Origin of the sequence: Streptomyces sp. NPDC094032, assembly GCF_040303965.1 — a bacterium.
GTDB lineage: Bacteria > Actinomycetota > Actinomycetes > Streptomycetales > Streptomycetaceae > Streptomyces.
In genome coordinates this window covers 130234-153466 of record NZ_JBEOUE010000012.1, presented here as the reverse complement: position 1 = coordinate 153466, position 23233 = coordinate 130234, and the positions used below count along the sequence as shown (strand labels likewise).

General features: G+C 72.6%; 24 protein-coding genes. 13 read left to right on the top strand and 11 right to left on the bottom strand.

What is annotated here, in order from left to right; translation table 11 throughout:
- Positions 1–212: 212 nt before the first annotated feature.
- Positions 213–1652 (top strand): NAD(P)H-quinone dehydrogenase, encoded by a 1440-nt coding sequence (locus ABTZ54_RS19030; protein WP_351664544.1) that lies wholly within the window; start codon positions 213–215, stop codon positions 1650–1652.
- A 213-nt stretch (positions 1653–1865) separates the two neighbouring features.
- Positions 1866–2810, top strand: a complete 945-nt coding sequence (locus tag ABTZ54_RS19025; protein ID WP_502997277.1) for a DeoR/GlpR family DNA-binding transcription regulator — start codon at positions 1866–1868, stop codon at positions 2808–2810.
- Between the two features lie 24 nt (positions 2811–2834).
- Here ABTZ54_RS19025 and ABTZ54_RS19020 read toward each other — a convergent pair whose 3' ends face one another.
- Together ABTZ54_RS19020 and ABTZ54_RS19015 are read right to left on the bottom strand one after the other, a co-directional pair.
- Complete coding sequence (locus ABTZ54_RS19020) at positions 2835–3380, bottom strand: TetR/AcrR family transcriptional regulator (RefSeq protein ID WP_351664540.1); 546 nt, start codon at positions 3378–3380, stop codon at positions 2835–2837.
- 89 nt (positions 3381–3469) lie between these two features.
- Complete coding sequence (locus ABTZ54_RS19015) at positions 3470–5224, bottom strand: acetyl/propionyl/methylcrotonyl-CoA carboxylase subunit alpha (protein WP_351664538.1); 1755 nt, start codon at positions 5222–5224, stop codon at positions 3470–3472.
- 373 nt (positions 5225–5597) lie between these two features.
- On the opposite strand from ABTZ54_RS19015, the gene ABTZ54_RS19010 reads away from it, so the two are divergent.
- Positions 5598–6023, top strand: coding sequence for a hypothetical protein (locus tag ABTZ54_RS19010; protein ID WP_351664536.1), 426 nt, complete (start codon positions 5598–5600; stop codon positions 6021–6023).
- A 33-nt stretch (positions 6024–6056) separates the two neighbouring features.
- Here the strand turns inward: ABTZ54_RS19010 and ABTZ54_RS19005 are convergent, their stop codons facing one another.
- From ABTZ54_RS19005 to ABTZ54_RS18995, 3 genes are all read right to left on the bottom strand, one after another.
- Positions 6057–6662, bottom strand: a complete 606-nt coding sequence (locus ABTZ54_RS19005) for a Maf family protein (protein ID WP_351664534.1) — start codon at positions 6660–6662, stop codon at positions 6057–6059.
- Positions 6663–6716: 54 nt separating this feature from the next.
- Positions 6717–6845 (bottom strand): morphogenic membrane protein MmpB, encoded by a 129-nt coding sequence (gene mmpB, locus ABTZ54_RS19000; protein ID WP_502997276.1) that lies wholly within the window; start codon positions 6843–6845, stop codon positions 6717–6719.
- 70 nt (positions 6846–6915) lie between these two features.
- Positions 6916–7587, bottom strand: a complete 672-nt coding sequence (locus tag ABTZ54_RS18995; protein WP_502997273.1) for a TetR/AcrR family transcriptional regulator — start codon at positions 7585–7587, stop codon at positions 6916–6918.
- Positions 7588–7623: 36 nt separating this feature from the next.
- On the opposite strand from ABTZ54_RS18995, the gene ABTZ54_RS18990 reads away from it, so the two are divergent.
- Positions 7624–9042, top strand: coding sequence for an MFS transporter (locus ABTZ54_RS18990; protein WP_351664530.1), 1419 nt, complete (start codon positions 7624–7626; stop codon positions 9040–9042).
- Between the two features lie 108 nt (positions 9043–9150).
- Here ABTZ54_RS18990 and ABTZ54_RS18985 read toward each other — a convergent pair whose 3' ends face one another.
- Positions 9151–9363, bottom strand: coding sequence for an acyl-CoA carboxylase epsilon subunit (locus ABTZ54_RS18985; protein WP_351664528.1), 213 nt, complete (start codon positions 9361–9363; stop codon positions 9151–9153).
- Positions 9364–9383: 20 nt separating this feature from the next.
- Positions 9384–10979, bottom strand: a complete 1596-nt coding sequence (locus tag ABTZ54_RS18980; RefSeq protein WP_351664526.1) for an acyl-CoA carboxylase subunit beta — start codon at positions 10977–10979, stop codon at positions 9384–9386.
- Between the two features lie 134 nt (positions 10980–11113).
- Here ABTZ54_RS18980 and ABTZ54_RS18975 point away from each other — a divergent pair, with 134 nt between their 5' ends.
- From ABTZ54_RS18975 to ABTZ54_RS18960, 4 genes are all read left to right on the top strand, one after another.
- Positions 11114–11965, top strand: coding sequence for a biotin--[acetyl-CoA-carboxylase] ligase (locus tag ABTZ54_RS18975; protein ID WP_351664524.1), 852 nt, complete (start codon positions 11114–11116; stop codon positions 11963–11965).
- 181 nt (positions 11966–12146) lie between these two features.
- Positions 12147–13385 carry an adenylate/guanylate cyclase domain-containing protein gene (locus ABTZ54_RS18970; RefSeq protein WP_351664522.1) on the top strand — a complete coding sequence of 413 codons (1239 nt, stop codon included), beginning with the start codon at positions 12147–12149 and terminating at the stop codon, positions 13383–13385.
- A gap of 40 nt (positions 13386–13425) precedes the next feature.
- The gene (locus ABTZ54_RS18965; RefSeq protein ID WP_351664520.1) at positions 13426–14238 is read left to right on the top strand and encodes an enoyl-CoA hydratase/isomerase family protein; all 813 of its coding nucleotides are present in this window, start codon (positions 13426–13428) and stop codon (positions 14236–14238) included.
- A 99-nt stretch (positions 14239–14337) separates the two neighbouring features.
- Positions 14338–15453 (top strand): GGDEF domain-containing protein, encoded by a 1116-nt coding sequence (locus ABTZ54_RS18960; RefSeq protein WP_351664518.1) that lies wholly within the window; start codon positions 14338–14340, stop codon positions 15451–15453.
- Positions 15454–15470: 17 nt separating this feature from the next.
- Here the strand turns inward: ABTZ54_RS18960 and ABTZ54_RS18955 are convergent, their stop codons facing one another.
- Positions 15471–16022 (bottom strand): YciI family protein, encoded by a 552-nt coding sequence (locus tag ABTZ54_RS18955; protein ID WP_351664516.1) that lies wholly within the window; start codon positions 16020–16022, stop codon positions 15471–15473.
- A gap of 137 nt (positions 16023–16159) precedes the next feature.
- Between ABTZ54_RS18955 and ABTZ54_RS18950 the strand changes: the two genes are divergently transcribed.
- The 3 genes from ABTZ54_RS18950 to ABTZ54_RS18940 all read left to right on the top strand — a co-directional run bounded on the left by ABTZ54_RS18950 (position 16160) and on the right by ABTZ54_RS18940 (position 17440).
- Entirely contained in the window at positions 16160–16405 is a 246-nt protein-coding gene (locus tag ABTZ54_RS18950) for a hypothetical protein (protein WP_351664514.1), read from the top strand.
- A gap of 79 nt (positions 16406–16484) precedes the next feature.
- Positions 16485–17129, top strand: a complete 645-nt coding sequence (locus tag ABTZ54_RS18945; protein WP_351664512.1) for an RNA polymerase sigma factor — start codon at positions 16485–16487, stop codon at positions 17127–17129.
- Complete coding sequence (locus tag ABTZ54_RS18940) at positions 17126–17440, top strand: hypothetical protein (protein WP_351664510.1); 315 nt, start codon at positions 17126–17128, stop codon at positions 17438–17440. The genes ABTZ54_RS18945 and ABTZ54_RS18940 overlap by 4 nt, the downstream gene beginning before the upstream one ends.
- Here the strand turns inward: ABTZ54_RS18940 and ABTZ54_RS18935 are convergent.
- The 3 genes from ABTZ54_RS18935 to ABTZ54_RS18925 form a co-directional block, all read right to left on the bottom strand.
- On the bottom strand, positions 17420–18019 hold the full coding sequence (locus ABTZ54_RS18935; RefSeq protein ID WP_351664508.1) for a hypothetical protein: 600 nt from the start codon (positions 18017–18019) through the stop codon (positions 17420–17422). The two genes, ABTZ54_RS18940 and ABTZ54_RS18935, sit on opposite strands and share 21 nt — an antisense overlap.
- A gap of 462 nt (positions 18020–18481) precedes the next feature.
- Complete coding sequence (locus ABTZ54_RS18930; protein ID WP_351664506.1) at positions 18482–19348, bottom strand: glycosyltransferase family 2 protein; 867 nt, start codon at positions 19346–19348, stop codon at positions 18482–18484.
- A complete protein-coding gene (locus tag ABTZ54_RS18925; protein ID WP_351664504.1) occupies positions 19284–20729 on the bottom strand; it encodes an NsdA family TPR-like regulatory protein in 1446 nt (481 codons plus the stop codon). Before ABTZ54_RS18925 ends, ABTZ54_RS18930 begins: the two co-directional genes overlap by 65 nt.
- A 364-nt stretch (positions 20730–21093) precedes the next feature.
- Here ABTZ54_RS18925 and ABTZ54_RS18920 point away from each other — a divergent pair, with 364 nt between their 5' ends.
- Both ABTZ54_RS18920 and hutH read left to right on the top strand, forming a co-directional pair.
- Positions 21094–21294, top strand: coding sequence for a hypothetical protein (locus tag ABTZ54_RS18920; RefSeq protein ID WP_351664502.1), 201 nt, complete (start codon positions 21094–21096; stop codon positions 21292–21294).
- A gap of 358 nt (positions 21295–21652) precedes the next feature.
- Positions 21653–23194 carry a histidine ammonia-lyase gene (gene hutH, locus ABTZ54_RS18915; protein WP_351664688.1) on the top strand — a complete coding sequence of 514 codons (1542 nt, stop codon included), beginning with the start codon at positions 21653–21655 and terminating at the stop codon, positions 23192–23194.
- Positions 23195–23233 lie beyond the last annotated feature (39 nt).

The window sequence follows — 23233 nt, the reverse complement described above, 5'->3', positions numbered from 1 at the left end:
GGGCTTGCCGCCACCGGCCCGCGGCCCCGCCCCGGGGGCGCCCGCGGGCCGCCCGGGGGCGCGGCGGCCCACAGGTGCGCCCCCGGCGCGTGGCCGCTCGGCGCGTACGGGACAATGGGGTACGCACTTGAAGCGTGCGGGACAATGGCGTACGCACTGCATCCCAGCGGGGGGACCCCCCGGCAGAACGAGAGCGCGAGGCGTAGATCCCAGTGACCCGGATCGTGATCATCGGCGGCGGACCCGGCGGCTACGAGGCGGCCCTCGTGGGCGCCCAACTCGGCGCGGAGGTGACCGTCGTCGACTGCGACGGCCTCGGCGGCGCATCCGTCCTGACCGACTGCGTCCCCTCCAAGACCCTGATCGCCACGGCGGAGGTGATGACCACCTTCGACTCCTCGTACGAGGAACTGGGCATCATCGTGGCGGACGACACCCCGCACATCGAGCAGTCGGCCCGGGTGGTCGGCGTCGATCTCGGCAAGGTCAACCGACGGGTGAAGCGCCTCGCGCTGGCCCAGTCGCACGACATCACCGCCTCCGTCACCCGGGCCGGCGCCCGGGTGCTGCGCGGCCGCGGCCGGCTCTCCGGGCGGCAGGCCATGGACGGCTCCCGCCAGGTGATCGTGACCGCCGCCGACGGCAGCGAGGAGTCGATCACCGCCGACGCGGTCCTGATCGCCACCGGCGGCCACCCGCGCGAGCTGCCCGACGCCCAGCCGGACGGCGAGCGGATCCTGAACTGGACCCAGGTCTACGACCTCAAGGAGCTCCCCGAGGAGCTCATCGTGGTCGGCTCCGGCGTCACCGGCGCCGAGTTCGCCGGCGCCTACCAGGCGCTCGGCTCCCGGGTCACCCTGGTCTCCTCCCGCGACCGCGTGCTGCCGGGCGAGGACCCCGACGCCGCCGCCGTCCTGGAGGACGTCTTCCGGCGCCGCGGCATGAACGTCATGGCCCGCTCCCGCGCGGAGTCGGCCAAGCGGGTCGGCGACCGGGTCGAGGTCACCCTCTCCGACGGCCGGGTCATCTCCGGCACCCACTGCCTGATGGCCGTCGGCGCCATCCCGAACTCGGCCGGCATGGGCCTGGAGGAGGCCGGGGTCCGGCTCAAGGACTCCGGGCACATCTGGACCGACCGGGTCTCCCGTACGTCCGCCCCGGGCGTGTACGCGGCCGGTGACGTCACCGGCGTCTTCGCGCTCGCCTCGGTCGCCGCGATGCAGGGCCGGATCGCGATGTACCACTTCCTGGGCGACGCGGTGGCCCCGCTCAACCTGAAGACGGTCTCCTCCAACGTCTTCACCGACCCGGAGATCGCCACGGTCGGCTACACCCAGGCCGACGTGGACGCGGGCAAGATCGAGGCCCGGGTCGTCAAGCTGCCGCTGCTGCGCAACCCCCGCGCGAAGATGCAGGGCATCCGGGACGGCTTCGTCAAGATCTTCTGCCGCCCCGGCACCGGCATCGTGGTCGGCGGCTGTGTCGTCGCCCCCCGCGCGAGCGAGCTGATCCACCCGATCTCGATCGCGGTCGACAACAATCTGACCGTCGAACAGATCGCAAATGCTTTCACCGTGTACCCCTCCCTGTCGGGCTCGATCGCGGAAGTGGCACGGCAGTTGCACACCCGAAAGACCGCGGGCGAGGCGTAACGGGCCGGTCCGCACCGTCCCCGCCTGCGGGAACGGTTCGCCGGGTCGGACAACCCCCGGCAACTCGGGACAACGGCGGGGTCTCCCATACCACTTGGGGACCCCGCCTGTGTGCATCTTCTGCAATTCGGCGCATAGTGCTGAAAAGCACCGGCCGATCACGTTACTGTCAGTTTCGTGTTCGCTGCAGAACGTCGCCAGTTGATCCTCGAAATGGTGCGCGCCAATGGAGCAGTGTCGCTCCGTGAGCTCGCCCGCGTCGTCCAGACCTCAGAAGTGACCGTACGGCGAGACGTGCGGGCCCTTGAGGCAGAAGGACTCCTCGACCGCCGCCACGGCGGTGCGGTGCTGCCGGGCGGATTCACGCGCGAGTCCGGCTTCCCGCAGAAATCCCATCTCGCGACCGCCGAGAAGACCGCCATCGCCGACATGGCCGCGAGCCTCGTCGACGAGGGCGAGGCCATCGTCGTCGGCGCGGGTACCACCACGCAGGAGCTCGCCCGCCGGCTCGCCCGGGTGCCCGGGCTCACCGTCGTCACCAACTCGCTGCTCGTCGCCCAGGCCCTCGCCCACGCCAACCGGGTGGAGGTCGTCATGACCGGCGGCACCCTGCGCGGCTCCAACTACGCGCTCGTGGGCAGCGGGGCCGAGCAGTCGCTCCAGGGGCTGCGGGTCTCCCGGGCCTTCCTGTCCGGCAGCGGGCTGACCGCCGAGCGCGGCCTGTCCACCTCCAACATGCTCTCCGCGAGCGTGGACCGGGCGCTGGTGCAGGCGGCGGCGGAGGTGGTGGTCCTCGCCGACCACACCAAGCTGGGCACCGACACCATGTTCCAGACGGTGCCGACCGACGTGATCACCCGCCTGGTCACCGACGAGCCCCCGGTCCACGACGAGCGGGCCGCCACCGAGCTCCAGGCCCTGGCCGACCAGGGCGTGCAGATCGCCGTGGCCGGTACGGGCCAGGCGCACGGAGGCGACCAGCACCCCCCGGGCGGTCGCCCGCGCCGTGACGTCCCGCTGCCGGGGCAGCGCGGCGGGCGGATGGCGGCCGGGCAGTTCCGGGGCGGACCCGGCGGTCCCGGCGGCCCCGGTGGTCTCGCGGGCGAGGTGCTCGCGCCCGAACGGCCGGTGCGGGTCGCGGACATGCGGCGCCGCTGAGCCGGAAGGACCCGGCCGCGCCGCTCAGCTCCTGATGCCCCGCAGCGTCAGCGCGAGCAGCCGGTCCGCCAACTCCGGGTCCTCCGGCGAGCGTTCGGCGGCCAGGGCGATGGCGTTGGTGAGCTGGATCAGGTCGCCGATCGACACGTCCGCGCGCACCACGCCCGCCTCCTGGGCGCGGGCGAGCAGCCGCAGGCCCGCCGCCCGGAGCGGCTCGCCGCACTCGGCGAGCGCCGAACTCCGCTCCCGCGACGCCGACATGAGCGCGATGGCGAGGCCGCGGTACTCACCCGCGTGGGTGATCAGGGCGCGCAGCCAGGAGACCAGCGCCGCGCGGGGATCCGGCGCGCCCGCCAGGTCGGCGGAGTGGCGCAGGAGCGCGGCCAGGGCGTCCTGGAAGACGGCGCCGAGCAGCGCCTCGCGGTGCGGGAAGTGCCGGTAGAGGGTGCCGATGCCGACCCCGGCGCGCCGCGCGATGTCCTCAAGAGAGGCGTCCGTCCCGTGGGCGGCGAACGCGGCGCGGGCCTCGGCGAGCAGCCGCTCGTGGTTCCGGCGCGCGTCGGCACGCATACGGCGTCCTCCCTGGTGTGGCGAAGGGCCCGCAGGCGGTGGACGCGTGCGGGCCCTTCGTACCGTACCCCGGTGTCCGGGGCCCGGATTCAGTCCTTGATCTCGCAGATCGCGGCGCCGGAGGTGATCGAGGCGCCGACCTCGGCGGCCAGGCCCTTGACGGTGCCGGAGCGGTGCGCGTTCAGCGGCTGCTCCATCTTCATGGCCTCCAGGACGACGATCAGGTCGCCCTCCTTGACCTCCTGGCCCTCCTCGACGGCCACCTTGACGATGGTGCCCTGCATCGGGGAGGCGAGGGTGTCGCCGGAGGCGGTCGGGCCGGACTTCTTCGCGGCGCGGCGCTTCGGCTTGGCGCCGGCGGCGAGGCCGGTGCGGGCCAGCGTCATGCCCAGCGAGGACGGCAGGGAGACCTCAAGACGCTTGCCGCCGACCTCGACGACGATCGTCTCGCGGCCGCTCTCGTCCTCGTCGGCCTCGGCGCCCGCCGGGGCGAAGGGCTTGATCTCGTTGACGAACTCGGTCTCGATCCACCGGGTGTGGATACGGAACGGGTCGGCGGTGAACGCCGGGTCGACCACGACGGCCTGGTGGAACGGGATGGCGGTGGCCATGCCCTCGACCTTGAACTCGGCGAGCGCGCGGGCGGCGCGCTGGAGCGCCTGCTCACGGGTGGCGCCGGTGATGATCAGCTTGGCGAGCAGTGAGTCCCAGGCCGGGCCGATGACCGAGCCGGACTCGACGCCCGCGTCCAGACGGACGCCGGGGCCGGTGGGCGCGGCGAAGGTGGTGACGGTGCCGGGGGCCGGGAGGAAGTTGCGGCCCGGGTCCTCGCCGTTGATGCGGAACTCGAAGGAGTGACCGCGGATCTCCGGGTCGCCGTAACCGAGCTCCTCGCCGTCGGCGATCCGGAACATCTCGCGGACCAGGTCGAGGCCGGTGACCTCTTCGGTGACCGGGTGCTCGACCTGGAGGCGGGTGTTGACCTCAAGGAAGGAGATCGTGCCGTCGACGCCGACCAGGAACTCGACGGTGCCGGCGCCGACGTAGCCGGCCTCCTTCAGGATGGCCTTGGACGCCGCGTACAGCTCGGCGTTCTGAGCCTCCGACAGGAACGGCGCCGGGGCCTCCTCGACCAGCTTCTGGTGGCGGCGCTGGAGGGAGCAGTCACGGGTGGAGACGACGACCACGTTGCCGTGGGAGTCGGCGAGGCACTGGGTCTCGACGTGCCGCGGCTTGTCCAGGTAGCGCTCGACGAAGCACTCGCCGCGGCCGAAGGCGGCGACGGCCTCGCGGACGGCGGAGTCGTAGAGCTCCGGCACCTCTTCGAGGGTGCGGGCGACCTTCAGACCGCGGCCACCGCCACCGAAGGCGGCCTTGATCGCGATCGGCAGGCCGTGCTCCTCGGCGAAGGCGACGACCTCGTCGGCGCCCGAGACCGGGTCGGGCGTGCCGGCGACCAGCGGGGCACCGGCGCGCTGTGCGATGTGCCGCGCGGCGACCTTGTCGCCGAGGTCGCGGATGGCCTGCGGCGGCGGGCCGATCCAGATGAGCCCGGCGTCGAGGACGGCCTGGGCGAACTCGGCGTTCTCGGAGAGGAAGCCGTAGCCCGGGTGGATCGCGTCGGCGCCCGAGTCCGCGGCCGCCTGGAGCACCTTGGCCATGTCCAGGTAACTGGTGGCCGGGGTGTCACCGCCCAGGGCGAACGCCTCGTCGGCCGCGCGGACGTGCAGAGCGTCCCGGTCCGGATCGGCGTAGACGGCTACGCTGGCGATCCCGGCGTCCCGGCAGGCCCGGGCGACGCGGACAGCGATTTCGCCACGGTTGGCGATGAGCACCTTGCGCACGATGGCTCCCTCCTTGAAACAAGCTGAGTTTAGGGACTGCCGACACGGCCTTTCGACCCGTCCCCAGTGGTGAGCTTGCCCACACGGAGCGTGATACGAGGCCTGCTCGGGTCGTGAAATCCCTTGTCGCACCACGGTACGCAGGGTTTCTTTACGGCACAGTAGCTCCGAGGTGTGGCGCAGGTCTCTGTTCCCACGACCAGTCGCCAAACGGGTTTCTTTGTGGGGTCCCTACGAATGGCTCAATCATTCTTTGCGCGACCGCCGTCGTTCGACTCGACGGCGCGAACCCTTGTCCAGGGTTTTACCGGCCAGTAGCCTTCGCCCTGTCGTACGTACCGGAGGTAACAGCCGTAACCAGGGGGTGGCCGAGGTGGCCCGCAGACCGATAGCGCTCGTGACGGCCGCGGTGCTCTTCCTCGAAGCACCCGGCATCGTCGCCTTCAACGCCGTCATGGCCCGCTTCGTCAAAGCCCAGTCGATGTCCCTGGACGGACTGCGTCCGGACGCGATGTACGCCGGGACCTGGGCCCTCGGCCTGGGCTCCGGCGCGCTGCTCCTGCTCTGCGGACTCGTCCCGCTGATCGCCGCGATCCGCGACCGCCGCCCCGGCCGCGCGGGCCGGGCGCTGCTGATCGGCTGCGCGGTGGTGCACGGCGTCCTGGGCGCGGTGACGGTGGGCCTCATGGGCTGGCTCGCGTTCGCCGCCATGATGCTGGTCGTCGGACTGATCGTGCTCACGCTGGTGGCGTACGGGGAGCCCAAGGCCGCCGAGGAGGGGGCGCCGGCCGCCGCCTGACGCCCCGAAGGGCCGCGTGGGCCCGTGCCGGGCTCAGACCCAGAGGTCGGTGATCGAGACGCCCAGCTTGCCGAGCAGGGTGCGCAGCAGCGGCAGGGACAGGCCGATCACGTTGCCGGGGTCGCCGTCGATGCCCTCGATGAAGGGGGCCGAGCGCCCGTCGAGGGTGAACGCGCCCGCCACGTGCAGCGGTTCGCCGCTGGCGACGTACGCGGCGATCTCGGCGTCGGTGGGCTCGCCGAAGCGGACGATCGTGGAGGCGGTGGCCGACTCGTAGCGCTTGGCCGTCGTGTCGTACACGCAGTGGCCCGTCTGGAGGATGCCGACCCGGCCGCGCATCGCCTTCCAACGCGCGACGGCCTCCTCGGCGTCGGCCGGCTTGCCGAGGGCCTGCTTGTCCAGCTCCAGGACCGAGTCGCAGCCGATCACGAGCGCGCCGGAGGCCTCGGGGCGGGCGGCGACGTGGGCGGCCTTGGCCTCGGCGAGGGCGAGGGCCAGCTCGGCCGGGGTCGGGGCGTGCGTCTTGTCCTCGTCGACGCCGCTCACGATCACCTCGGGGGCGAGCCCGGCCTGACGGAGCAGCCCGAGGCGGGCGGGGGAGGCGGAGGCGAGGACGACACGGCGGCGGTCAGCAGTCATGGGGGCAGCGTATCGAGCGCCCCCCGTGCGCGCCGCGCCTGATCGAGCGCGCCCTCAGCGCGCGCCGAGCACGAACATCAGCACCACCATGGCGAGCCCGAGCAGCACGCCCGCGCGGCGCAGCCTCTCCTGCATGTCGCGCATGTCCTTCGGTGGCTCGTCGTTCGGGTCGGACCAGAGCATGGTCACGATCCTGCGGCCCGGAGCGCCCGGGCGCCTGAGTACGGGTACTCAAGCGCCCCGCGTCAATGGACTAGTCCGCCCCCGCGAAGGCGCCGGCCGACGCCGCGGCGAGGGCCGCCGTGACCGCCCGTTCGGCGTCGGCGCCGGTCAGCTCCTCGCGGGTGACGGCGAAGCGGTAGTAGAGGGGCGCGGAGACCGCCCGCAGCAGTTCCAGGGCGTCGGTGTCCGGGGGGAGCTCGCCGCGCGCCACCGCGCGGGTCGCGACCGGGGCCCATTCCGCGAGCCGGGCGCGGTAGAAGCCGTTCAGGGCCCGCGCGCACTCCTCGTCGCAGGCCGCCGCCGCGATCACCGCGCGGAACACGGCGCCCATCCGGGGGTCGGTGAGGGTCCGGTGCACGAGCTCCGCGTTGGCCCGCAGGTCGCCCGCGAGGCTCCCGGTGTCGGCGGCGGGCAGCGACTGCTCCGCCATGTCGTGCAGCAGGTCGGCGACGAGGCCGACGGGGGAGCCCCAGCGGCGGTAGACGGTGGTCTTGCCGACGCCCGCGGTCGCCGCGATCTGGTCCATGTTCAGGGTGTGGAAGGGGGCCGCCGCGAGGGCGTCCTCGGTGGCGTCGAGGACCGCGCGGCGCACCTTCGCGGTACGGCCTCCGGGGCGCACGGTGCCGGGCACGGCCGACGGGCTCTCGCTCAAACGGGTCTCCTGTTCCATTAACGCTCTCGACTCTGCTACCGTCTCGGACATCTTAACGGAACCATCATCCCATTAAGGGGTCCGCTCATGGTTGCCCTCGATACCCCCGCGCCCGCGCCCGCACCCGTGACCCCCCTAGGGGGCGCCCGTATGGACGGGCGGATGCGGATCGTCCTGCTCGTCCTCCTCGTCTCCCAGTTCATGCTGGCCGTCGACTTCTCGATCCTGAACGTCGCCCTGCCGGTCATCGGCCAGGGGCTCGGCTTCAGCCTCGGCGGCCTCCAGTGGATCGCCACCGCCTTCGCGCTCGCCGCCGCCGGATTCACCCTGCTCTTCGGGCGCGTCGCCGACCTCGTCGGCCGCCGCCGGGTCTTCCTCGGCGGCATGGGCGTCCTCGGCGCCGCCTCCCTCGTCGGCGGGCTCGCCACCGGCCCCGAGACGCTGATGGCCGCCCGCGTTGCCCAGGGCCTCGCCACCGCCGCCGTCACCCCGGCCGGGCTCTCGCTGCTGACCTCCGCGTTCCCCGAGGGCCCGCTGCGGGCCAGGGCGCTGGGTCTCAACGGGGCACTGATGTCCGCCGGGTTCACCACCGGCGCCGTCCTCGGCGGGGTCCTGACCGACCTGCTCTCCTGGCGCTGGGCCTTCTTCATCAACGTGCCCGTCGCCCTCGCCGTCCTGCTCGTCGCCCCCGCCGTACTGAAGGAGAGCCGCCCCGCCGACCGGCCCCGGCTCGACGTGCCCGGCGCGGTCACCGTCACCGGCGGACTCCTCGCCCTCGTGTACGGGCTCACCGCCGCGGGCGAGCGCGGCTGGAGCGACCCGGCCGTCCTCGCCTCCCTAGCCGCCGCCGCCGTCCTGCTGACCGCGTTCCCGCTGGTGGAGCGGCGATCGGCGGCGCCCCTCGTCCCCGTCCGCGTACTGCGCCGCCGCACCGTCGTGTGGGGCAACCTCGCCGGGCTCGTCGCCTTCGCCACCGAGACCTCGCTGGTCTTCCTGATGACCCTGCACCTCCAGGACGTGCTGGGCTTCTCCCCGCTCGCCGCAGGACTCTCCTTCGGCGTCCTGGGCGCGGGCACGGTGCTCGGCGGAGTGTTCGCCGCCCGGTTCATCGGCCGCTTCTCCGCCCGTACCGCGCTGATCGCTGGCGGCGTGCTCCAGGCCGCCGCGACCCTCTCCCTCACCGCCCTCGGCGACGACCGGGGCATGTACGCGCTGCTGCTCGCGGGCACCTTCGCCGGAGGCGTCGGCAACATGCTCGCCATCGTCGGCTTCATGGTCACCGCCACCTCCGGCCTTCCCGACGCCGAGCAGGGCATGGCGACCGGCATCGCGACCATGACCCAGCAGGTCGGCATCACGCTCGGCACCCCGGTCATGAGCGCCGTCGTGGTCACCTCGGCGGCCCTCCCCGACGGCATCGGCCGGGCCGTCCTCGTCAACGCGGCCGTGGTGCTCGTCGGGGCGCTCGCCTCGGCGCTGTTCCTGCGGCGGGAGCCCCGCGGGTGACACGACCGCGTGACACGACCCCGTGACACGGAGAAGGCCGGACCCCGGGGAGGGGTCCGGCCTTCTCTCGTATCGGATTTCTCGTATCGGATTTCTCGTGTCCGGTGCTCAGACCGGCCAGTAGGACCGCGCCCACGAGCGCGGGCCGGGCCGGGGGCGGACGCTCCGGGCGATCCGCGCCGGGTCCGACCAGCCCTCCGGGACCCCCGGGCCGCCGCCCCGGGCGGCGGCCGCCGCCGTGGCCGCGGCCCGGGCCTGGACCACCGCCAGTGCGGCGGCCAGCTCCTCGGGGGTCGGATTGCCTCGTACGACCTTGATCATCGTCTGGTCCCTCCCAGCGCCTAGAGCGGGATGTTGCCGTGCTTCTTCGGGGGCAGGGATTCCCGCTTCGTCCGCAGCTGACGCAGGCCCTTCACGATCTGCGGGCGCGTGTCGGACGGCAGGATCACCCCGTCGATGTAGCCGCGCTCGGCCGCGATGTACGGGTTGAGCAGCGCGTCCTCGTACTCCTGGATCAGCCGCGCCCGCTCCGCCTCGGCCTCGTCCCCGGCCTCCGCGATGGCCCGGCGGTGCAGGATGTTGACCGCGCCCTGCGCGCCCATGACGGCGATCTGCGCGGTCGGCCAGGCCAGGTTGAGGTCGGCGCCCAGGTGCTTGGAGCCCATCACGTCGTACGCGCCGCCGAAGGCCTTGCGGGTGATGACGGTGATCATGGGGACGGTCGCCTCGGCGTACGCGTAGATCAGCTTCGCGCCGCGCCGGATGATGCCGCCGTACTCCTGGTCCACGCCCGGCAGGAAGCCCGGGACGTCGACGAAGGTGAGCACCGGGATGTTGAAGGCGTCGCAGGTGCGCACGAAGCGCGCGGCCTTCTCGCTCGCGTTGATGTCGAGGCAACCGGCGAACTGCATCGGCTGGTTGGCGACCACGCCGACCGGGAAGCCCTCCACCCGGCCGAAGCCGGTCAGGATGTTCGGCGCGAACAGCGCCTGGGTCTCCAGGAATTCGCCGTCGTCGAGGACGTGCTCGATCACGGTGTGCATGTCGTACGGCTGGTTCGCCGAGTCCGGGATGAGGACGTCGAGCTCGCGGTCCTCGTCCGTCGCCTCGGTCTCCGCGGTCTCCGGGAAGGCCGGCGGCTCGGAGAGGTTGTTCGAAGGCAGGTAGGACAGAAGGGACTTGACGTACTCGATCGCGTCCTTCTCGTCGCCCGCCATGTGGTGCGCGACACCGGAGGTGGTGTTGTGGGTGCGGGCGCCGCCGAGCTCCTCGAAACCGACGTCCTCGCCGGTCACCGTCTTGATGACGTCCGGGCCCGTGATGAACATGTGCGAGGTCTGGTCGACCATCACCGTGAAGTCGGTGATCGCGGGCGAGTAGACCGCGCCGCCCGCGCAGGGGCCGACGACGAGCGAGATCTGCGGGATCACGCCGGAGGCATGGGTGTTGCGGCGGAAGATCTCGCCGTACATGCCGAGCGCGCTCACGCCCTCCTGGATGCGGGCGCCGCCGGAGTCGTTGATGCCGATGACCGGGCAGCCGGTCTTCAGCGCGAAGTCCATCACCTTGATGATCTTCTGGCCGAAGACCTCGCCGAGGGCGCCGCCGAAGACGGTGAAGTCCTGCGAGAAGACGGCCACCGGGCGCCCGTCGACGGTGCCGTAGCCGGTCACGACGCCGTCGCCGTAGGGGCGGTTCTTCTCCAGGCCGAAGTTGGTCGACCGGTGCCGGGCCAGTTCGTCGAGCTCCACGAACGAACCTTCGTCGAGCAGCAGTGCGATCCGCTCGCGCGCGGTCAGCTTGCCCTTGGCGTGCTGCTTCTCGACCGCGCGTGCGGAACCGGCGTGCGTGGCCTCGCCGACCCGGCGCTGCAGGTCCGCGATCTTGCCTGCGGTCGTGTGAATGTCGATCTGGTCGTGCTCTGCCGGCTCGGACATCGGGATGCGGCTCCCTGCCTGGTCACGGGGGGTTCGTTGACTACGAATGGGCTACTGCTGGGCTACTGACCCGTAGCGTATCGGCGCGGATACGGTTCGGCAGTGCGGCGTTTGCCACACCTACGCTGGCTTGCATGACGTCCTCCCAAGGGTCAGCGGGACGCTGGTCCGACCTCGACCGGCCGCCGCTCAACGCGCCCGCCCTGCGCCACGCGCTCGTCCTCCCCGACGGTCTGTGGACCTCCCTCGACGTGGTCGAGTCCACCGGTTCCACCAACTCCGACCTCGCCGCCCGCGCCGACGAACTCCCCGAAGGGGCGGTGCTGGTCGCCGAGGAGCAGACCTCCGGACGCGGCCGCCTCGACCGCAGCTGGACCGCCCCGGCCCGCTCCGGCCTCTTCTTCTCCGTCCTGCTCAAGCCGGACGTGCCCGTGCACCGCTGGGGCTGGCTGCCGCTGCTCACCGGCGTCGCCGCCGCGACCGGCCTGTCCAAGGCCGCCGGCGCCGACCTGACCCTCAAGTGGCCCAACGACCTGCTCGTACGCGTCGCGGGGGAGGAGCGCAAGACCGGCGGCATCCTCGCGGAGCGGGCCGGCGCGGACGGCGTCGTCGTCGGCCTCGGCGTCAACGTCACCCTGCGCCCGGACGAGCTCCCCGTCCCCCTGGCGGGCTCGCTCCTCCTCGCCGACTCCGTCTCCACCGACCGCGACACCCTGCTGCGGGCCGTGCTGCGCTCGCTGGAGCAGTGGTACGGGGACTGGGTGCGGGCCGCCGGCGACCCAGCCGCCTCCGGCCTCCTGGCGGCGTACGAGGAGCGGTGCGCCACCCTCGGCCGCCGGGTCCGCGCCGATCTGCCGGGCGAGCGGATGCTGGAGGGCGACGCCGTCGGGGTCGACGGCGACGGGCGCCTCGTCGTCGCCACCGGGGGCGGCGGCACCGAGGCGGTCGCGGCCGGCGACATCGTCCACCTGCGCGCGGCCGACTGATCCGGGCACGCGCCCGCGTGGCGCGTCCGAACCGGTCGGTCACCCCCGGTGGCGGCCGGTTCGGGCGTGAGCCAGCACACACCTGTCGTATCGTGGAGCCCGATTCGTGGGGCGCGATCGTGAAGCGCCTTCCACTACAGAACGGCAGGACAGTGGGCAGGGAACGGGCAGGAGGCGGCCGGTGACCGTCGACGACGCGAGCAGCGACGACGTGGCCGAACCCTCTGCGACGGCGGGGCCTTCGGGGGCGGCCCCCAGGGCGCCCGAGGGGCCCTCCGGGAGGGGTTCCGGAGGGCCCGAGGCCGTCGATCCGCCGGAGCCCTCCGCGTACCCCACCCCCCACCACGTCGTCGACCACACGGCCGAACCGACCGACGACCCCCTCGCGATCCGCCTCGAACAGCTCATCCTTGGCGCCGACCGCCGCTACACCCCCTTCCAGGCCGCCCGCACCGCCGGCGTCTCCATGGAGCTCGCCTCCCGCTTCTGGCGGGCCATGGGGTTCGCCGACATCGGCCAGGCCAAGGCGCTCACCGAGGCCGACGTGCTCGCGCTGCGCCGCCTCGCCGGTCTCGTCGAGGCCGGGCTGCTCAGCGAGCCGATGGCCGTGCAGGTCGCCCGCTCCACCGGGCAGACCACCGCCCGGCTGGCCGAATGGCAGATCGACTCCTTCCTGGAGGGTCTGACCGAGCCGCCCGAGCCCGGCATGACCCGCACCGAGGTCACGTACCCCCTCGTCGAACTGCTCCTGCCCGAGCTGGAGGAGTTCCTGATCTACGTGTGGCGCCGCCAGCTCGCCGCCGCCACCGGCCGGGTCGTGCAGGCCGCCGACGACGAGGAGATGGTCGACCGGCGGCTCGCGGTCGGCTTCGCGGACCTGGTCGGCTTCACCCGGCTCACCCGCCGCCTGGAGGAGGAGGAGCTCGGCGAGCTCGTCGAGGCCTTCGAGACCACCTGCGCCGACCTGGTCGCCGCGCACGGCGGCCGGCTCATCAAGACCCTCGGCGACGAGGTCCTCTACGCCGCCGACGACGCCGGCACCGCCGCCGAGATCGCACTGCGCCTCATCGAGACGCTCAGCCACGACGAGACCATGCCCGCGCTGCGCGTCGGCATCGCCTTCGGCACCGTCACCACCCGGATGGGCGATGTCTTCGGCACCACGGTCAACCTGGCCAGCAGGCTCACCTCGATAGCCCCCAAGGACGCCGTCCTGGTCGACAGCGCCTTCGCGGAGGAGCTGACCAGGACCGGAGAGGCGCCCGTCTCCGAGACGGGGGCGGCCGAGGAGGCCGCCCGCGCGGAGAAGGAGGGCGAGCGCGCCCCCACGTACCGCTTCGCACTCCAGCCGATGTGGCAGCGCCCGGTCCGCGGACTCGGCGTCGTGGAGCCCTGGCTGCTGGGGCGCCGCCCCACCTAGGATCCCGGTGAACAGTCGTTAACCGGGAGGGTGTGCGGTCATGTCGGAGCAGTCGTCTGGGCAGTCGTCGGAGCAGCGTTTCGGTGAGTTCGTCGCGGTCCGGAAAGAGGGGTTCGTCGCCGAGCTGGTCCTCGACCGGCCCAAGGCGATGAACGCGGTCTCCTCCGAGATGGCCCGCTCCCTCGGCGCCGCCTGCGACGCGCTCGCCGCCGATCCCTCGGTACGGGTCACCGTGCTGACCTCCTCCAACGACCGGGCCTTCTGCGTCGGCGCCGACCTGAAGGAGCGCAACTCCTTCACCGACGCCGAGCTGGTCCGGCAGCGCCCCACCGCCCGCGCCGCGTACACCGGCGTCCTGGAGCTGCCGATGCCGACCGTCGCCGCCGTGCACGGCTTCGCCCTCGGCGGCGGCTTCGAGCTGGCGCTCGCCTGCGACGTGATCGTCGCCGACGCGACCGCCGTGGTCGGGCTGCCCGAGGTCTCCGTGGGCGTCATCCCCGGCGGCGGCGGTACGCAGCTGCTGCCGCGCCGGGTGGGCGCGGCCCGCGCCGCCGAGCTGGTCTTCACGGCCCGCCGGGTGGAGGCCGCTGAGGCGCGCGAGCTGGGCCTGGTGGACCTGCTGGAGGAGGACGCCCGTACGGCCGCCCTGGAGCTCGCCGGCCGGATCGCCGCCAACTCGCCGGTCGGCCTGCGCGCCGCCAAGAAGGCCATGCGTCTCGGCCAGGGCCTGGACCTGCGGGCGGGCCTTGAGGTCGAGGACGCGGCCTGGCGCTCGGTGGCGTTCTCGGGCGACCGGGCGGAGGGCGTGGCGGCGTTCAACGAGAAGCGGAAGCCGAACTGGCCGGGGGAGTAGCCGCCGGGTTTGTCCCGAAACCATCCTGATTTTCACCATATGTAACTTTCCGTGACGTCTCGGAGGGGAAAACGGATCAAACCTCCCTAAGCTGGAGGAATGGGTGAGGATGTGCGGCTGCGAGCCGTAGTGGCACTGGCTCAGGCGATGGCGGCGGCGCACACCCCGCGCGAGTTCTGGCGGGCTGCGGCGCTGGGCGCCTGCGAGGCGCTCGGCGGCAGCTTCGCCGCGCTCTCGGTCTGGGAGCGGGACCACGGGCGGCTGAAGGTCCTGGTGAACGCCGGGGAGCGGGCCGTGGGGGAGGAGGAGTTCCCGGACTCGGAGACGTATCCCGTGCATCAGTTCCCGGAGATCACCGAGTTCCTGCACGAGCAGTGGGCGGGCGGCGGCGAGCCCGACGCCTGGGTGGAGACCGCCGACGACCTGGTGCCGACCGGCCGGGTCGCCGGGCTGCGGCGGCGCGGGCGCGGCTGCTGCGTCGTCGCCCCGATCGTGCTGCACGGGCGGGCCTGGGGCGAGCTGTACGTGGCGCGCCGGGCCGGGGAGCTGTGCTTCGACCGGGACGACGCGGACTTCGCGACGGTGCTGGCCGCCGTGGTCGCGGCCGGGATCGCGCAGGCGGAGCGCCTGGAGGAGGTCCGCAAGCTGGCCTTCACGGACCCGCTGACGGGGCTCGCCAACCGGCGGGCGGTCGACACCCGCCTCGACGAGGCGATCGAGCGCTATCGGATCGACGGCTCGGTGGTGAGCCTCGTCGTCTGCGACCTCAATGGACTGAAACGGGTCAACGACACGCACGGCCACGCGGTCGGTGACCGCCTGCTGGAACGATTCGGCTCCGTACTGTCACGGTGCGGCGCGCGCCTCTCCGGGGCGCTCGCCGCGCGCCTGGGCGGCGACGAGTTCTGCCTGGTCTCGGTCGGCCCCACCGCCGACGAGGTGGTGGGCGTGGCCGAGGAGCTGTGCGTCCGCGCCGCCGAACTGGAGCTGGGCGAGGGTGTTGCCTGCGGGGTCGCGTCGACCGGCGACCCGATCGGCCCCCTGAAGTCGGCCCGCCGCCTCTTCCGCCTCGCCGACGCGGCCCAGTACCAGGCGAAGGCCGCCCGCTCGGTGAAGCCGGTGGTGGCAGGCCGCGACGGCACCGTCATCCGCCTCGCCGACGCACCACCGGGCGCCCGCGACCGCAGGCGGTTCAGGGACGCGCCGCCGGTGTAGGGCGTGACTCGCCTGTTCTAACGTCGCCCGCCGAACTCCCAGGCGTGCGCCTCCACGTCGGCGTACGCGGCCGTGGTCAGCACGCTCCGCGCCGCCTCCGCGCCCGGCGCGCGGAGCAGGGCCGCCGTGCCGAGCCAGGTGGTGCCGTCGTCGGAGAGCAGGGGGCCGTACGCGATGAGGTCGTCCGCCCGGTCCTCCGGCGCCTCCAGGTCGACGGGCTCGCCCTGGCCGAGGCCGAGCACCAGGAAGCGCCGCCCCTCGGTGCGGCCCCCCGGGAACTCCCACATGGTGCGCCCCAGCGCGTTGCGCCACCGGCGCACCATCACGTCACGGTAGGCGCCGGCCTGGTAGTTCGGCTCGTCGAACGCGAAGGCGCGGGCCTCGGCGGGGCCGGGCAGGTCGACGATGTGCACGCTGCCGGTGAGCGTCTCGCCGTCCTCGCCGAACGTCGGCCCCCGGGCGATCAGCTCCTTCTCGAACCGGTCCATGTACGCCCAGTGCGCCTCCAGCAGTTCCCGGCGCAGCGGCAGCGATCCGGCGCGGTCGCGATGACAGACGAGGAATTCCATGCGCCGAGCATGCCGCACGGGCTGGCGGGCGGCGGAAACTTTTCGGACGCGAGCGGCAACCTCGGGCCGGGCCGCACGTCTGGTGGGTTGAAGGCGCCCTTCAGACCGCATTTCCGACCCTTCCTCGGGAGAACCGCATGTCCAAGTACCGCCCCCGCCCCCGGATCCTCGGCGTCGTCGCCGGCGCCGCGCTGCTCCTCGGCGGCGCCTTCGCCGCCCAGGCCGTCGCGGACTCGTCCCCGAAGCCGGCCCCGGCGGCGCCGAAGGTCGTGACCGCGCCGAAGCAGACGCCCGCGCCGGCCGGCAAGCAGTCCACGCCGAAGCCCGCCCCGGCCCCGGCCCAGGCGGAGAACGCCCCGCGCGTGATCTCGCCCGGCAAGTAGCGCCCCGAGGCGAGCGGGCGGGCCCATTTCCCCCGGGCCCGCCCGCCCGTCCACCTCCCCCCCCGACGAACCGAGGCCCATGCCGTACGCCTTCTCCCTCCCCCTCCCTGTCCCCCTTACTCCGCCCTGGTGGTCCCGGCTGCTGGCGCTCCGGGTGTCCCGTGTGGCCCGGGAGGAGCGTGCGCCGGTACGGGAACGTCATCTGCGCGCCGTAGGCCCCCCGTACGGCGAGGAGCCCGCCCCCGACCTCACCGAGCTCTACCGGGCCAGGCGGCTGGACATGGTGCGGCTCGCGCTCTTCCTGGTGGACGACCTGCCGACGGCGGAGGACGTGGTCCAGGACGCGTTCGCGGCGGTGTGCCGCGCGTACGGGACCTCGCTCGACGGGCTCCGGGAACCCGGCGCGTACCTGCACACCGCCGTCGTCAACGCGTCCCGCTCCGTACTGCGCAGGCGCCGCACCGCGCGCGCGTACGTCCCGCCGCACCCGGGCTCCGGCGCGCCCGTCGACGAGGGGCTGCTGCTCGCGGAGGAGCACCGGCACGTGCTCGACGCGCTGGCGGAGCTGACGCGGCGACAGCGAGAGGTGCTGGTGCTGCGCTACTGGTCGGAGCTGACCGAGGCGCAGATCGCGCAGACGCTGGGCCTCTCGCGCGGCACGGTGAAGTCCACGGCGAGCCGCGCCCTGGACGCCCTGGAGAAGAGACTGGAGGCGGCCCGATGACACCACCGCCCGTAGAGGAACGCCTGCGCGCCGCGTTCGCCGCCCGCGCGGCCCTGGTCACCGTCCACGACCTGCGCCGCGAGGCACCACCGCAGGGGAGTCGCCGGGGAACGCGCCGGTTCCGCACGCTGGCGGCACTGGGGGCGGCGGCAGCCGTGGCGGCCGTCTGCGTCCTAGCCCTGCTTCCGAACGACGGCCCCCTGACACCGGCCCCGGTGCTGCCCGCCCGTACCCCGGCGCACACGGCCACGCCCCAGGCGCCCACACCGGCCCCGAGCACCCCGTACGTCTCACGCCCGGGGACGCCCTGACCCCTCCGACCGGCAGAACCAGCACAAGGTCTCGTCCCCCACGGGCCGGAAGAGCGTCGCCTGCATGTGGTCGCCCTCGCACTCGCGGGTCCCGGCCAGCCGGGACGGTGGAGCAGGTCTGGCCTGCGCGAGGGGCGGCACTTCGCGCAGCAGGTAGCGGACGAGGCCGCCGGGCCGCTGTACGGGGGTCCCGGCGGCGGGCAGGCCGCGCAGGAGGTGCTCGTGGATGGCGGTGGAGGTGTGCCCGGCGGCCAACCAGGCGGCGGCGAGCCGCGCCAACTCCTCGCGCATGCCGGGCGGGATGTGCCGCAGGGCGGGCGAGAGGAGCGGCAGGGCACCGACGAGCGCGCGAGCCTCTTCCGGCACCTCGGGGTCCGGGGCCGCCGGGGCGGGCGGAAGGTCGGAGGTGTTCTCTCCGTCGTCTTTTCTTGGATGACCGTCGGTGCTCCGGGGGGTCGGACCACCGACCGTCGGAATCCGGGGACTCGGTACGACCTGGGCGGATGCCGGCGATCTCCCGAGCAGCTTGGCGGCCTGCGCCTCGCTCAACGGCACGTTGGAGACAAGCTGTTGCGTCACCCACCGCCCCCCGGGCCCCTGCACCCGCCGCTCATGGACGAACCCCTCGTCCTTGAGCTGCCGCTTGGCCCGGCTGAACGCACATGCCCCGATCCGGGCACGCTCAGCACTCCGCGACAACGACTCCCGCGCCCCGTCCGGCAGCGAGAGCTGCCAGGTCAGAAGCCGCACGGCATCGGAGCAGAGCCGAGGATGCCGAATGAGGTCGTGCGAGAACTGGGTGAAGCCGCGCGAGGGCGCGATAAAGTTGCGGTACATCACGGTGGAGGTCGCAATCCACTAGTGGTGAAGGCCCTCGCAGATGGTTGGCGCCATCGCGGGGGCCGATTTATGCCAACCGTATCGTACGGAGAGTGGCCAGTCCGCCGCACTGAGTGAATATGCCAGAACCTAGGGCTTCTTGATCTCCTCCATGAGCATGCGCAGCGTCAGGCTGTGCCTTTCTGACGGAAGTGCGCCGTCTCAGATCACCGGCGGCCTGCCCAACCGCGTCATCCTCCAGACGGTGCGCCACCGCATCGGGCGTCGCGGCGGGCACGGCACGCGGACCCCCTCGAAGAATCCGGCCCACCACTCCTTGAGCCCAGTCAGCGGTGGCCTCTGCACCACTGTGTACGCCGCCCACGTCGCGAGGTACACGGGTACAAGGATCGCGGGCAGGTGGCGCTTGGCCAGCCAGACCCGGTTGCGGCCGGTGTTGCGGTAGTAGGCGGCGTGTCGGGACGCGGCGGTGCGCGGATGGCGCAGGACGATGTCGGCGCGGTAGTCGATCTCCCAGCCGGCGTCCAGCGCGCGCCACGCGAAGTCGGTCTCTTCGTGCGCGTAGAAGAACTGCGCCGGGAAGTCGCCTACTTGATCGATCACGCTCATGCGGATCGCATGGGCCCCGCCCGGGAATGTGGTGACCGGGCCGGACAGGTGCGGGTCGGCACCGCCGAGGCGCGGGATGTGCCTGCGCTGGCTGATCCCTTCCTCGTCCACGATCCGGAAGCTGACGATTCCCAGGCGGGCGTTCTCGGCGAACGCTTCCCGGACCAGGCGGAGGGTGTCGGTGCGGGGCAGCGTTCCGTCGTCGTCCAGGACCACGACCGTGTCCACGCCACCTTGCTCGCGCAGCGCCTGCACGCCCGCGTTCCTGCCGCCGGGGATGCCGAGGTTCTTCGGCAGTTCGACGCCCGAGACGCCTTCTGGGAGGCGCGGGAGCTTCACACCCTGGCCCAGCACGACGACCGTCGCGGGCTCGCCTTCCTGACGGGCCACCGACTCAAGGAGCGCCAGGAGTTCCTGGGGCCGGTCGCCCATCGTCAGCACCACTACGCCCACTTTCATGGCGTCCACTCCCTGTTGGCTCGTGCTCGGGCCGCAGCAGCTCGGCCGTCTTCTGCTCCAGGCTTCTGGCGCCTGCCACACCGCGCTTGCGGTAGACGGCCGCCCTCGAATGAATCGTTCTGATCTCCTGGCGGTTGCGGTCGGAGACGACACCGTCCATGAAGTTCAGAGAGCGGCTCCACAGGCCCACGGCCTCCTCGTGGCGGTGCTGGGCTGCCACCGATTTCCCCAGGTTGACCATGGTCAGGCCGTGCACACGCTGATAGGTGCCAGGCGTGCGGTCCGCCAACGCGGATCGGTAGTTCCGCTCGGCCGCCGCGTAGTCGTGCATCGCGGTCAGCGTCTTGCCCGTGTGCGAGGCGACCGTGGCTGTCACGGGCCCGGCGGCGGCGGCGAACGACAGTACCGGCTCCCGCACGTCCAGAACGGCGTCCTCGGCGGCCAGCAGCGCTCGCGCCGCCTTCCCGTTCTCCTTGCTGTTGCCGTACGCCCTGGCGCAGGTCACCAGCAGCAGCGCCTCTGTCCTCCGGTCGACTCTCCCGGACGCTCTGCGCAGGGCCTCCTCCGCCAGCTCCACGCACGTGTCGGGGTGACCGAGGTCGAGTGCTTGATGGGTCATGGCGCGCATCATCCACGCCGCGTGCCCGTGTGGGTCGGCCTCGCAGGCGAGCTGATAGCCGAGCAGGTAGTACCGCTGCGCGACTCCCTCACGGCCGAGGTCGTGGTGCTTCCAGCCCACCAGCGTCGCCAACTGGGCCGCTGCCCCGAACGCCTGCCTGCGGACGGCGTCCGTGGGAAAGCGTGCCGCAAGCATGGGGGTGACGGTGTCGGTGAGGTACGCGGTGACAGCGGTCAGCCCATGGCCGCCCCCCAGTCTCTCGTCCGAGCTCCTGAACGTCTCGGTGAGCATCCGGACCGTCGCGACTTCCTCGGCGCCGACGCCTCCGACGGTCTGCCCGGCCCTGAGCGTGGCAGCGACGGCTTCGTGGTCGTAGCCGAGCGGAAGAGCGACGGCAGCAGCGGCGAAGGCGGAGTTCAAGACATCCCTGCGTCGGAGCATCACGGACCTCCCGAGGTCGGCGGCGGTGGCCAGCGGATCGGCGTCCAGGGCTTCCCCACTGGCTGCGCAGCGTAGACCGATCTCGGCAACCGTCACCTTCCGCTTCATCCTTCGGGTGAGCGCCTCGGCAACGAAGAACGGTGTCCGTCCGGATGGTGTACCGCCGGCCACCCAGTACGCGACCGCCGACGGCCCCGTACTCAACCTCACCCCGGCCTCGGCCGCCACGGCGCGGATCTCCCTGGCCAGCGCGTAATACGTCACCCCGGCCTCGTGGATGACCTCCGCCAACCGGCTGTTCGGTGTCCGGTTCCCTGTCACTTCCAGCTCCTTGAAAGCGATCTTGAACGGCTTGAACGAGTTCGTGAGCGGTCAACCGTACTCACTTTCCGTGCCGGGGAGTTCACTGTTCACACGTCCTCGGAGGTTGAAAGACCCTCCGAGTGGCTCCCGAGGCAGCGGGCCGTGTCGTGTCCCGAACCGCGGCCCGCCGCTGCCCGTACGAGAGGAGAGACCACGTGACGACGACCTCCGAACCGCCCCGCAGGACCCCCGGTACCGCTGGTCGTACGCGCGCGCCGCCGGAACCCCGGCCGGGTGCGCCGAGCCGGGCCTTGCGTCTGCGGGCGGCCGACGGCTGGGAGAGGTTCATGCGCCGCGTCGAGAGCCGGACGGAGGCGGGGACGTGAACCCGGTCGATCCGGACGGATACGAGCAGCATCCGCTCCTGAACAGGAACGTCCGGGACATCGCCTCGCGCGGTGAGGGCGTCCTCGTCGCCGTGACGCACGAGCTCCACAGCCACGGAACCGTACGGCTCGCTCACATCCGGCCCAAGGGTGGGATCGAGTGGACGACGGCCGCCGACAACATCCAGCTCGTGTGACCCGGTCACGCCTCTCGCGGAGGTGACCGCCCCTCGTCGCCCTGGCCGGGGAACTGGCGGACGCGAGCCGTAGCCGCACTCCCGTCTCCAATATCCCGGACACCCGCTTCCTGGAGGCACGCCCGGACATCGTCTGTACGCATTTCCCCGAGGACCAGTACCTCGATCACCCGAGCTGTTCCGCACCGCGCGAGAGATCGAGTTCGCTGGCGCAGACTGGAACTCCAGCTCCACCGGGAAGCAGGTCCGGAGCCCCCCGGCCGGACGTCACCCCCGTAAGGGTCTGCCGCCCCCAGGGCCGGTGACCGTTCCCCTAGTGACATGTCGCTCTTCAGTCCGTAGGGTGCTGAATATGGATATGCAGACTGTCGTCCTTGGGACGTCCGGCACCACCCCGCAGGACGTCATCGACGTCGCCCGCCACGGCGCGCGCGTCGAGCTGTCGGCCGAGGCCGTCCAGGCGCTCGCCGCCGCGCGTGCCACCGTGGACGCGCTCGCCGCGAAGCCCGAGCCGGTCTACGGCGTCTCCACCGGGTTCGGCGCGCTCGCCACCCGGCACATCGGCCACGAGCTGCGCGCCCAGCTCCAGCGCAACATCGTGCGGTCGCACGCCGCCGGCATGGGGCCGCACGTCGAGCGCGAGGTCGTGCGCGCGCTGATGTTCCTGCGGCTCAAGACCGTCGCCTCCGGCCATACCGGCGTCCGCCCCGAGGTCGCGCAGACCATGGCCGACGTGCTCAACGCGGGGATCACCCCCGTCGTGCACGAGTACGGCTCCCTCGGCTGCTCCGGCGACCTCGCGCCGCTCTCCCACTGCGCGCTCGCGCTGATGGGGGAAGGGGACGCCGAGGGGCCCGACGGTGTCGTCAAGCCCGCCGGCGAGCTGCTCGCCGCCGCCGGGATCCAGCCCGTCGAGCTCAAGGAGAAGGAGGGCCTCGCCCTCCTCAACGGCACCGACGGCATGCTCGGCATGCTGATCATGGCCCTCGCCGACCTCGACACCCTCTACAAGTCGGCCGACATCACCGCGGCCCTCTCCCTGGAGGCACTGCTCGGCACCGAGAAGGTGCTGGAGCCCGAGCTGCACGCCATCCGCCCGCACCCCGGCCAGGCCGCCTCCGCCGCCAACATGCTCGCCGTCCTCAAGGGCTCCGAGCTCACCGGCCACTTCCAGAGCGGCGAGGCCCCCCGCGTCCAGGACGCCTACTCCGTGCGCTGCGCCCCGCAGGTCGCGGGCGCCGGCCGCGACACCATGGCGCACGCCCTGCTCGTCGCCGAGCGCGAGCTCGCCGCCGCCGTCGACAACCCGGTGGTCCTGGGCAACGGCGAGGTCCGCTCCAACGGCAACTTCCACGGCGCCCCCGTCGCGTACGTCCTGGACTTCCTCGCCATCGCCGCCGCCGACCTCGGCTCCATCGCCGAGCGCCGCACCGACCGGCTCCTCGACAAGAACCGCTCGCACGGCCTGCCGGCCTTCCTCGCCGACGACGCCGGCGTCGACTCCGGCCTGATGATCGCCCAGTACACCCAGGCCGCCCTGGTCAGCGAGATGAAGCGGCTCGCCGTCCCGGCCTCCGCCGACTCCATCCCCTCCTCCGCCATGCAGGAGGACCACGTCTCCATGGGCTGGTCCGCCGCCCGCAAGCTGCGCACCGCCATCGGCAACCTCAACCGGATCATCGCCGTCGAGCTGTACGCCGCCACCCGCGGCATCGAGCTCCGCCACGGCCTGACCCCGGCCCCCGCCTCCGCCGCCGCCATCCAGGCGCTGCGCGCCGCCGGTGTCGCCGGTCCCGGCCCGGACCGCTTCCTCGCGCCCGACCTGGCCGCCGCCGACGCCTTCGTACGGGACGGAGCGCTCGTCGCCGCCGTCGAGCCGGTCACCGGACCGCTCGCGTAAGCCCAAGAAGAGCATGAGCTAGGGCCGCTCCCGGGAGAA